This window comes from Falsiroseomonas selenitidurans (assembly GCF_012103215.1).
GTDB lineage: Bacteria > Pseudomonadota > Alphaproteobacteria > Acetobacterales > Acetobacteraceae > Falsiroseomonas > Falsiroseomonas selenitidurans.
Genome location: NZ_JAAVNE010000089.1, coordinates 1 through 9610 on the forward strand (window position 1 = coordinate 1; position 9610 = coordinate 9610).

Here is a 9610-nt window from a genome sequence, read left to right on the forward strand (position 1 = left end):
CGATGTTGGCGCCGGCCCGGCGGACCCGGCGGCGCGGGAGGCGGGCGGCCTCGGCACCGCGATCGCGGCGGCGCAGGAGGCGGCGCGGCAGATCGAGGTGACGGCGCGCGGCACGGAGGCGCGGCTGGTGACCTCCGCCGCGCGCATCGAGCGCTCCGGCGAGGGGATGGCGGCGCTGCAGCCGGCGCTGGACGGCCTCGCCGCCCGGCTGCAGGCCATGGACGATCGGCTGGCGAGGACGGCGGCCGATGCGCCGGACCTCGCGGGCCAGCAAGAGCGCCAGCATGAGGACCTGCAGGCGGCGCTGCGCGCGACGCTGGCCGAGGTGGTGCAGGCGCTGCCGGAGACGCTGAACACGGCCCTGGCGGAGGCCGGCGGCCGGCAGATGGAGGTGGCGGCCGGAAGGCTCGGCGGCGAGGTCGCGGCCCGGCTGGAGGGCGCCTTCGCGCCGCTGGCCGCGCGGCTGGAGGCCGCCGGTGCCGGTGGTCGCGCCGAGGCCGCGGGCCATGCCGCCTGGGTGGAGGAGACGCTGCGCGCCCTGCCGGAGCGGATCGAGGCCGCCCTGGGGCGGCGCCTGGGCGAGGCGCCCGGCGCCCTGGCCCGGCTGGAGGCGCTGCCGGCGCATCTGGCGGAGGCGATCGCGCAGCAGGCGGCCGGGGCCGAGGCGCTGCGGGCGCTGGACGCCCGGCTGGACGCGCTGCCGGCGCTGCTGACCAGTGCCACGGCGCGGCACCTGACGGCACAGGACGGCGCGCTGATCGCCCTGGCCGCCGGGCTGGACGGGCTGCCGAAGCGGCTGGCCGCGGCCACGGCGCCGCAATTCGAGGCGGGAGGCGAAGCGCTGGCGGCGCTGGCCGCGCGGCTGGATGGGCTGCCGGCACAACTGGCGGAGGCGGCGGCGCCGCACCTGGCCTCGCAGGGCGAAGGGATCGCCGCGGCGCTGGCCGCGCGGCTGGATGGGGTGACGGCGCAACTGGCGGAAGCCGCGGCGCCGCACCTGGCCTCGCAGGGCGAAGGGATCGCCGCGGCGCTGGCCGCGCGGCTGGATGGGCTGCCGGCGCAAATGGCGGCGGCGGCGGCGCCAAACCTGGCTGCGCAGGTCGAGGGTATTTCGGCGGTGCTGACCGCGCGGCTGGACGGGCTGCCGACGCATCTTGCGGAAGCTGTCGCGCCGCATCTGGCCTCGCAGGGCGAGGGGATTTCGGCGGCACTGGCCGCCCGGCTGGACGGGCTGCCGACGCATCTTGCGGAAGCTGTGGCGCCGCATCTGGCCTCGCAGGGCGAGGGGATTTCGGCGGCACTGGCCGCGCGGCTGGATGGGCTGCCGGCGCAACTCGCGGAAACCACGGCGCCGCTTCTGGCGGCGCAGGGCGAAGCGCAGGCGGTGCTGGAGCGGCGGCTCGAGGGGCTGCCGGAACACCTCGCCGGGGCCATGGCGCAGCACCTGGAAGGGCAGCTCGCACCGCTCGCCGCCGACCTCGCCGGGCAGGCCGGCACGGCGCTGCGCGCGGGGGCGGACGCCCTGGCCGGGCAGGTCGAGGCCGGCATCACCCAACTCCTTGCCGAGCCCACGCGGCGCCTGCTGCGCATCACCGAGGACGCCACCGCCGCCACCGGCATCATCGCCGAGACCGCGGCGCGGCTGGCCGGCCAGGCGGCGGAGGAAACCGCCACCACCACGGGTGCGAAGGCGGCGCTGCTGGCCCAGGCGCGCGAGCTGGGCGAGGCGGTGCGGGAGGTGCAGGCCCGGCTGTCCGACAGCGCCGGCGCCACCGAAGCCGCGGCCAGGCTGCTGGCGGCGATGGGCGAGGGGCAGGAGGCCGTGCGCGATCTCGCCCGGCAGATCCTGCTGCTGCGCGAACAGCGCGAAGCGCCGCCGCCCCGCCCGCCGGCGGATGGGCCGGCCGGCCGGCTGCAGCGGGCGCTCGCCGGCCAGAAGGCGCCGGAGGCGCTGCACCGCGCGCTGGACCATCTGGGTGGCCTGGGGCGGGAGGCGGAGGCCCTGTTCGCCGCCGCCCAGAGCCTGGCCGAGGCCGGCGCCGGCGCCCTGCCGCAGCACCTGCCGCCCGCCTTCGGGGTGGAGACGCCGGCGCTGCTGGACAGCCTCGGGGCGGTGATCGGCAAGCTGGAAGCGGTGGCCACCGCGCTGGCCCTGGCCAGCGATTCCGCGGCCCAGGATCCCGGTGCCGCGGTGGCGCAGGCGGCGTGATGCCGGCCTTAACCCGACCTTCACCGCGCCTGGGCTACGCCGGATGCGGCATGGCCCGGCCTTCGGCCGAGGCGCCCGCGGGCAGGAGGAGGTTGGCCATGGTGTCTGTCGCGCTCGGCCGGGACCGTTCCGAGGCAACCCCTCTCCTCGCCGGGCCCGTCGCCCTGCGGGTCAGCGGCGGCAAGCCGCTGCGGCTGCGCGGCACGCTGCTGGTGGAAGGCCAGTCCCGCGCCGCGGACAGCGCCCTCTGGCACGCCGTCTCGGTGTGGCGGCTGGAGGGGCAGGACGTGGCGGTGGCGCTGCGCACCCATCGCCAGGCGGCGCCGGAAGCCGATTTGCATCGCGCCGAGCTGTTCCCGACCCTGGCGGAGGCGCTGGAGTGGCTGGAGGGCTTCGACCCGGTCGCCGACCTGGCCGTGGATTTCGATGCCTCGGACCGCCGCCTCTCCGCCGTGGAGATCGCGCTGCGCGCCGCGGCGCTGCGCGGCCGGGCGGACCAGGTGACGCGGCAATGGCGCGCCCTGCTGGGCGAGGTCCTGTTCCTGCTGGATGCCGAGGAGGCGGCCGCGGCGTGACCGGCATGGAAGGCGCGCCGGGCTTCGACTTCGTGCTGGCCCCGCGCCAGGGGCGCCGGCCGCTGGGCTTCCAGGGCCGCCTGCTGGCGCGGGTGGAGGCGGCGCCGCCGGACCTGCCGCTGCGCTCCACCGTCACGCTGCACGAGGCCGCGCCGGGTGGCTTCGTCTGCGCCATCCGCCACCGCCTGCCGGATCTGCCGGGGGCGGAGGAACGCTGCTACGCCCTGGCGGCGGCGGATGCGGCGACGCTGCTGCACTTCCTGCACACCCACGACCCGCTGCGCGACCTGCCGGCTTCCGCCCTGCTGCCGCCGGCGCCGCTGCCGCCCGCGCTGCTGCCCGCCGCGCTGGCCGAGGCGGCAATGCTGGGTGCGCGGCTGCGCGCGGTGTGGCGCGCCCTGCTGGCCACCAGCTTCGGCCCCTGGCCCGCGCCATCCGGCCGCGCGGCGAACGACCCCGCCGGGAGGGCACCGCGCCACCCCGGCCCCCCGGAGGAGAGCGAGCATGAACGTGATCAACGTGTATGAGCCGATCGGGGCCTATGAGCCCTATGGCGTCTATGAACCGATGAGCGCGCGGGAGCCCGGCCCCGCCGCGCCGCGCGGCCCGCGTGCCGGCGGCGCCACCGCCTTCACGCTCCGCCGGTCCGGCGCCAGGCCGTTGAGCTTCACCGGCCGCCGCCTGGCGCATCACAGCGGCGAACGCAGCGGTGCCGCGCAATGGCATGAGCTGAGCCTCTACGCGACGGATGAAGGCGGCTACGTCGCCGAGATCCGCGTCCAGGGCGCGACCCAGGGCGAGGCCGGCCAGTTCCACGTCGCCGCCTTCGAGGAGATGGAGGCGGCGCTGCGCTTCTTCGAGACGCATGACGCGCGGCACGACGTGGCCAGCGACATCCCGATCGACGATGCCGCGCTGTCGCCGGCGGAGCTGATGGTGCATGCCGCGACGCTGAAGGTCCGCGTGGCGGAAGCGGTCTCCGGCTATCGCGCCGTGCTCTCCGCCTTCCTGACGGCGATGCACCGTCCGTGACCCGGCGCATCGACGCGCGAAAAGCCGCCCTGGCGGCCGCGGCGTGAACCGTTCCGCAATAGGCCGTGGCGAGAATGACGGATGTCGCCGGCCCGGTGCGGGCGGCGCAGCGCTTCCCCGAAGGGCGGGGCGGCGAGGAACCCAACACGGAGTCGCCCGATGACCATCAACAAGAGCCTCGCTTCCTCCTCCCTGGCCGAGGTGATCGACCGCATCCTCGACAAGGGTGTCGTGGTGGACGCCTTCATCCGCGTGGCGCTGGTGGGCATCGAGCTCATCGCCATCGAGATCCGCGCCGTGGTGGCCTCGGTCGAGACCTACCTGAAGTATGCCGAGGCGGTCGGCCTGACGACGGACCCGGCCGCGGCCGCGGCCTGATCCGGCGCCGCGCGGCATGACGGCGGAAACCGCAGCGCCGGGGCCGGCCGAACCCGATCGGGCATGCCCCGATCCGGCCGGCCCGGCTGCGGCGGCCGTGCCGCGCGGCCTGGGTGGCCGTGTGGCGCTGGATGCCTACCGCGCCGCGCGCGCGGCGTCGCGGCATGATCTGCGCTCGGCGTTGCGAGCGAACCGTGACGCCCTGCGCAGCGCCCGCCGCGCCCCCGCCAAGCCCGCCGCGCCGCCCGGCACGGCCGCGCCGGTCGCCGGGCCAGGCGCGATGACGGCGCCCGCGCCCGGCTCCGTCTTCGCGCGGCTGCTGGACGCCGAGCGCGCCATGGCGCCGGGCACCGCGGAGGAAGCGGCCCAGGCCATCGCCGCCGCCCTGCTGGCGCCCGAAGCCCCGCCTGCCCCGCGACAGGTCCCGACCGAGCCGGCCGCGGCCATCGCCATGGCTCCGGTAGCCCCGGAAAGCCCCGCGCCGGAGGTCGCCTCGGCCGAGGCCCTGGAGGCGGCGCTGCCCGAGGCCTCGCTTGATCCGGCCCTCCACCCGGCGGGGAGCAACCCGGAGATTCCCGCGCTGGCGGATGGTACCGCGGCGGAACAAGTCCCGGCCGAGGCACCGGCGCCGCCCGAGCCCGCCATGGCCATCGCGGTGACGGCGGGCGACATCGCGCCCGTCCTGCCGGCGGAAGCCCTGGCGCCAGAGGCATCCACGGCCGAGACCGCCGCGCCCCCGGCCGGCGACAGCGTGGCGGACGCCGCGCAATCCGCCGCACCGGCCGAAAGCCCGGTCGCGGAAGCGGCGCCCGGCGCGGCCGAGGCGTTGCCCGACCTGAGCCTGCCGTCGACCCCGGCCCGGGCCGAAGCGCCGATCGCCGCCCTTCGCGCGCCGGAGCCCGCGCCACCGGCCACGGATCTTGCCGCCCTGCCGCAGCTCGGCCCCGGCATGCGCCACCGCCTGGCCCAGCTCGGCTACCGAAGCTGCGAGGACCTGGCCGCGGCGGAGCCGGAACGCCTGGCGCAGCAGCTCGGCGAGGTCAGCCGCCTGCTGCGGCCGGAGGGCTGGATCGCCGCGGCGCGCGCCGCCTGCGGCTGAGGCAGCCCCCGGCCTGCCGGCGGGTCATCCCGCCAGCAGCGGGTCGGCGGCGAATTCCTCGGCCAGGAAATCCACCGCCGCCCGCACCTTCGGCGCCAGGAAGCGCCTTGTGGGATAGATGGCGTGGATCGGCAGGGCCTGCGCCTCCCAGTCCGGCAGCAGCGCCACCAGCCGGCCGGCGGCGAATTCGCCGTGCCCGAAATGCCATTGCGGCACCAGGGCGATGCCGAGGCCTTCCAGCGCGGCGGCGCGCACCGCCTCCGTCGTGCTGACGCGCAGCCGGCCGCCCACCTGCACCGTCACCTGCGCCGCCTCGCCGCCGCGGCGCGCGAAGCTCCAGCCCGTGCCCGTGGCCAGCCCGGCATAGCGGATGCAGGCATGGGCGCGCAGATCCTCGGGCGTCTGCGGCACGCCGTGCTGTGCCAGGTAGCCGGGCGTGGCCACCACCAGGCGGCGGGAGGTGCCGATGCGCCGCGCCACCAGGCCCGGATCCTCCAGCACGCCGACGCGCACCGCCAAGTCGATGCCCTGTTCCACCAGGTCGGTGAAGCCGTCCGATAGCACCAGGTCCACCGCCAGGTCCGGATGGCGGTCCATCAGCCGCGGCAGGCGCGGCAGGATGTGCAGCCGCCCCATCACCGCCGCCGCCGCCAGGCGCAGCGTGCCGCTGGGCCGGCCCTTGCGGCGCCCGACCGATCCCTCCGCCTCCGCCACCGCCTCCAGCGCCCGCAGCGCCGTTTCGTAGAAGGCGCTTCCATCCTCGGTCAGCGTCAGCCGGCGCGTGGTGCGCTGGAACAGCAGGCAGCCCAGGTGCTGTTCCAGCGCCGCCACCTGGCGGGAGATGGTGGGCTGGCTGGTGCCGGCCTGCTGCGCGGCGGCGCTGAAGGACCCGGCCTCCACCACCCGGATGAAGCTGCGGAACAGGGGCAAAGGGTCGCTCATTCATACAGGATCCGTATTTGTCTGCTGCGATCAAGCCGTGTTCTGCCGGTCCTGTGCATGGAGCAAGGTCCCGCCACCGGCCAGCCACGGCCGAAGATCGGAGACCGAGCCATGACCACCCCCACCTATTTCACCCGCTTCCCCCGCATCCGCTTCGAGCGCGATGCGCAGGGCATCCTGACCATGGCCCTGCACCAGGATGGCGGCCCGCTGACCTTCACCGCCGCCGACCATGAGGCCCTCGTCGATGCCTTCTACGAGGTCGGCCGCGACCGGGCGAACAAGGTCGTCATCCTGACCGGCAGCGGCGGGGACTTCATCCCCGGCATCGACTTCAGCTCCTTCGGCGATGTCTCGGACCCGGATGTCTGGTCCAAGGTGCATGACGAGGGCACCCAGGTGCTGGAGAACATCGCCAATATCCGCGTGCCGATGATCTTCGCCCTGGAAGGCCGCGCCCATGTCCACGCCGAATACGGGCTGCTGGCCAATGTGATCGTGGCCGGGGAGGGCGCGAGCTTCGACGACCTGCCGCATTTCGCCGGCGGCATCGTGCCTGGCGACGGCATCCACACGCTGTGGTCCCATTGGGTCGGCCCGGGCCGGGCGATGGCGATGCTGCTGGACCCGAAGCCGCTTACCGCCCGCGCGGCGCAGGCGCTGGGCGTGGTGGCGGAGGTGGTGCCGGACGGCGCGGCGCTGGCGCGGGCCCGGGCGATCGCGCAGGGCTGGCTGACGCGGCCGGAGGTGACGCGGCGCAACACCCGCATCCACTTCATCCAGCCGATCAAGGAACGCCTGGTGCGGGAAGTGGGCTACGGCCTGGCGCTGGAAGGCGCTTCCGCCGCCGCGCTGGTCAAGAGCTTCCGGCAGGCCGGCTGAGCGGGGGTCGGGGCGATGGACACGACAACGGATTGGCAGGGCCGGCGGGTGGTCATCACCGGCGGGTCCAGCGGCATCGGGCTGGAACTGGCGCGGCAGCTGGCCGGGCAGGGGGCGCGGCTGCTGCTGGCCGGGCGACGGCCGGCGCCGCTGGCCGCGGCGGTGGCGGCGCTGCCGGGGGCGGCGGCCGTGCAGGCCGATGTCACCGACCCCGCCGGCCGCGCCGCGCTGCTGGACGCCGCGATGGCGCGGCTCGGCGGGGTGGATGTGCTGGTGAACAATGCCGGCGGTGTGCGCGCCGGCCGGCTGGAAGACATGACGGAGGCGGAGCTGCGCGCGATGGTGGAGGTGGACCTGCTGGCGCCGATACTGCTGACCCGCCTGTTCCTGCCGGCGCTGCGCGCTTCCGGCGACGCGCTGGTGGTGAACGTCGCCTCCGGCCTGGCGCAGATGGGGGTGCCCTTCTATGCCGGCTATGCCGCCGCCAAGGCGGGCCTCGCCCGGTTCGGGGAGGCGATGCGGCGGGAGCTGAAGGGGGAGGGGGTGCATGTCCTCACGGTGTTCCCCGGCGCCACCGACACGCCGATGATGGCGACCTCCCGTGCCGATGCCGGGCTCGGCTTCGCGCTGCAGCCGGTGGCGGAGGTGGTTGCCGCCATCGTCCAGGGCATGCGCGATGGCGCCTTCGAGGTGGTGCGCGGCGGCGCGGCCCGACAGGCCATGCTGCTGCGCAACCGGGACGACCCGGCCGGGCTGGACGCGCATTTCCTGGCGCTGAAGCCGCGGCTGGAAGCGGCGGTGCGCGACCACCGGGCGCTGTAGGCGGCCGCGGGGACAAGATTCCACCCTTCTGTCGGAATCGCCGCCCCGCCGCCCGTCATCCCCATGCCGGCCCGATTCCGGGCCGGCCCAAGGGGAACGATTGCGATGCGATACCTGCCTTACCCTCGCCGCGGCGCTGGCCGCCGCGGTTCCGGCCGCCGCCGCGGAGGCCCAGCGCGACCGCCTTGCCGCGCTGCACGGCATCTGGGCCAGCCCCTCCGCCGAGCCCTGGTATGGCGGCTACGGCACCCGCGAATTTGTCTTCCGCGACAGGCGCTGGAGCCTGACCTTCACCCATGCGCTGGATGCGACGGTGACGCAGCGCACCTTCCATTTCCGCACCGGCGGCGCCTGGCGCCTCGGCGCCGCCTCGCCTGCCGTGCCATGAAGCGGCGCGCGGCGCGGCAGGATGGCAGCGCAGGCGTAGGCGCGGGCACGGTGGCGCCGGCATACTCCGGCTGGCCCCGATCCCGGGGCCGGCCATCCTTCTGCAATTCATGGCATCGCCGACGAAAGGGGAGCTGCCCATGCCCGCCATCGACCTTTCGCGACGCCTCCTGCTGTTCGCTGGCGCCGGGGTTGGCCTCGCGGGCTGCGCGACGCCCGTTCGCGGCCCGGCCGTGCCGCGCGGCCGCGCCCTTGGCGCCACGGTGCTTGGCCTGCCGAACGAGCGCTTCCACCCGCACCACAGCAGTGCCCCCATCGAGCGCGAGGTCCTGGCCACGGTGGCGCGCGGCCAGATCTTCCGCGGCGCCCCGCCGGGCGTCCTCAGCCAGCCGCTGAACCTGCTTGCCGTGTCGGGCGGGGCGGAGGATGGGGCGTTCGGCGCCGGGCTCCTGTGCGGCTGGTCGGAACTGGGCACGCGGCCGGCCTTCGACCTGGTGACCGGCGTGAGCACCGGCGCGCTGACCGCGCCCTTCGCCTTCCTGGGCCCGGCCTATGACCACGCCCTGCGCGACGTCTTCACCAACATCACCGCCACCGACGTGCTGCGGCAGCGCTGGCTGACGGCGGCGATCTATGACGATGCGCTGGCCGACACAACGCCGCTGCTCGGCATCATCACCCGCCACCTGAACGAGGCGATGCTGGCGGACATCGCCCGCGCCTACCGCGAAGGCCGCATGCTGCTGATCGGCACCACCGACCTGGATGCACAGGTGCCGGTGATCTGGAACATCGGCGCGATCGCGGCGAGCGGCCACAGGCTGGCGGCAACGGTGATCCGGCGCGTCCTGCTGGCCTCGGCCTCGGTCCCGGGCGCCTTCACGCCGGTGATGTTCGACGTGACGCTGGACGGACAAAGCTATCAGGAGATGCATGTGGATGGCGGCGCCTTCGCGCAGGCGTTCCTCTATCCGCCCTCGCTCACGCGGCTGCGGCGCGAGCGGACGCGCCAGCGCCAGCCGGTTGTACCGGCAACCGCCTACATCATCCGCAACGCCCGCCTCGATCCGCAATGGGCGAACGTCAACCGCCGCACCATGGGCATCGCCGGCCGGGCGATCAGCACGATGATCGCCTCAAGCGGTGTCAACGACGTCATCCGCATCTACACCACCACAAGGCAGTGGAGTGGCCCCCATCAAACCGGACACGCGGCATGGTTGGCTGACTGCAGGGCGATGAACTCACGGGGCGAGCGCATGCGCAAGCCGGAGTGCGGGTGGA

General features: G+C 75.3%; 11 protein-coding genes. 10 read left to right on the plus strand and 1 reads right to left on the minus strand.

The window, feature by feature from the left end:
- The 6 genes from HEQ75_RS26740 to HEQ75_RS26765 all read left to right on the plus strand — a co-directional run.
- Positions 1 to 2209 (plus strand): hypothetical protein (locus HEQ75_RS26740; protein ID WP_168035181.1); only part of this gene is annotated, 2209 nt, incomplete at its 5' end.
- A gap of 98 nt (positions 2210 to 2307) precedes the next feature.
- Positions 2308 to 2784: a hypothetical protein gene (locus HEQ75_RS26745; RefSeq protein ID WP_168035182.1), complete on the plus strand. Its 477-nt coding sequence runs from the start codon at positions 2308 to 2310 to the stop codon at positions 2782 to 2784.
- Positions 2781 to 3311, plus strand: coding sequence for a hypothetical protein (locus HEQ75_RS26750; protein ID WP_168035183.1), 531 nt, complete (start codon positions 2781 to 2783; stop codon positions 3309 to 3311). The genes HEQ75_RS26745 and HEQ75_RS26750 overlap by 4 nt, the downstream gene beginning before the upstream one ends.
- Positions 3289 to 3816, plus strand: a complete 528-nt coding sequence (locus HEQ75_RS26755; protein WP_168035184.1) for a hypothetical protein — start codon at positions 3289 to 3291, stop codon at positions 3814 to 3816. The genes HEQ75_RS26750 and HEQ75_RS26755 overlap by 23 nt, the downstream gene beginning before the upstream one ends.
- A gap of 159 nt (positions 3817 to 3975) precedes the next feature.
- Positions 3976 to 4194, plus strand: a complete 219-nt coding sequence (gvpA, locus tag HEQ75_RS26760) for a gas vesicle structural protein GvpA (protein WP_092960919.1) — start codon at positions 3976 to 3978, stop codon at positions 4192 to 4194.
- Positions 4195 to 4210: 16 nt separating this feature from the next.
- Positions 4211 to 5293 carry a hypothetical protein gene (locus tag HEQ75_RS26765; RefSeq protein ID WP_168035185.1) on the plus strand — a complete coding sequence of 361 codons (1083 nt, stop codon included), beginning with the start codon at positions 4211 to 4213 and terminating at the stop codon, positions 5291 to 5293.
- Positions 5294 to 5317: 24 nt separating this feature from the next.
- Here the strand turns inward: HEQ75_RS26765 and HEQ75_RS26770 are convergent, their stop codons facing one another.
- Positions 5318 to 6235, minus strand: a complete 918-nt coding sequence (locus HEQ75_RS26770) for a LysR family transcriptional regulator (protein WP_168035186.1) — start codon at positions 6233 to 6235, stop codon at positions 5318 to 5320.
- A 111-nt stretch (positions 6236 to 6346) separates the two neighbouring features.
- On the opposite strand from HEQ75_RS26770, the gene HEQ75_RS26775 reads away from it, so the two are divergent.
- The 4 genes from HEQ75_RS26775 to HEQ75_RS26790 all read left to right on the plus strand — a co-directional run.
- Positions 6347 to 7117 carry an enoyl-CoA hydratase/isomerase family protein gene (locus tag HEQ75_RS26775; RefSeq protein WP_168035187.1) on the plus strand — a complete coding sequence of 257 codons (771 nt, stop codon included), beginning with the start codon at positions 6347 to 6349 and terminating at the stop codon, positions 7115 to 7117.
- A 15-nt stretch (positions 7118 to 7132) separates the two neighbouring features.
- Entirely contained in the window at positions 7133 to 7939 is an 807-nt protein-coding gene (locus HEQ75_RS26780) for an SDR family NAD(P)-dependent oxidoreductase (RefSeq protein WP_168035188.1), read from the plus strand.
- A 100-nt stretch (positions 7940 to 8039) separates the two neighbouring features.
- Positions 8040 to 8327, plus strand: a complete 288-nt coding sequence (locus HEQ75_RS26785) for a hypothetical protein (protein ID WP_168035189.1) — start codon at positions 8040 to 8042, stop codon at positions 8325 to 8327.
- A 139-nt stretch (positions 8328 to 8466) separates the two neighbouring features.
- The coding region (locus HEQ75_RS26790; protein WP_168035190.1) for a patatin-like phospholipase family protein at positions 8467 to 9610 on the plus strand (1144 nt) is incomplete at its 3' end.

What these genes read in the sequence shown, in the direction of transcription:
- HEQ75_RS26745 (WP_168035182.1), top strand. Translation starts at nt 2,308, where the DNA reads ATGGTGTCTGTCGCGCTCGGCCGGGACCGTTCCGAGGCAACCCCTCTC.
- HEQ75_RS26755 (WP_168035184.1), top strand. Translation starts at nt 3,289, where the DNA reads ATGAACGTGATCAACGTGTATGAGCCGATCGGGGCCTATGAGCCCTAT.
- gvpA (WP_092960919.1), top strand. Translation starts at nt 3,976, where the DNA reads ATGACCATCAACAAGAGCCTCGCTTCCTCCTCCCTGGCCGAGGTGATC.
- HEQ75_RS26765 (WP_168035185.1), top strand. Translation starts at nt 4,211, where the DNA reads ATGACGGCGGAAACCGCAGCGCCGGGGCCGGCCGAACCCGATCGGGCA.
- HEQ75_RS26770 (WP_168035186.1), bottom strand. Translation starts at nt 6,235, where the DNA reads ATGAGCGACCCTTTGCCCCTGTTCCGCAGCTTCATCCGGGTGGTGGAG.
- HEQ75_RS26775 (WP_168035187.1), top strand. Translation starts at nt 6,347, where the DNA reads ATGACCACCCCCACCTATTTCACCCGCTTCCCCCGCATCCGCTTCGAG.
- HEQ75_RS26780 (WP_168035188.1), top strand. Translation starts at nt 7,133, where the DNA reads ATGGACACGACAACGGATTGGCAGGGCCGGCGGGTGGTCATCACCGGC.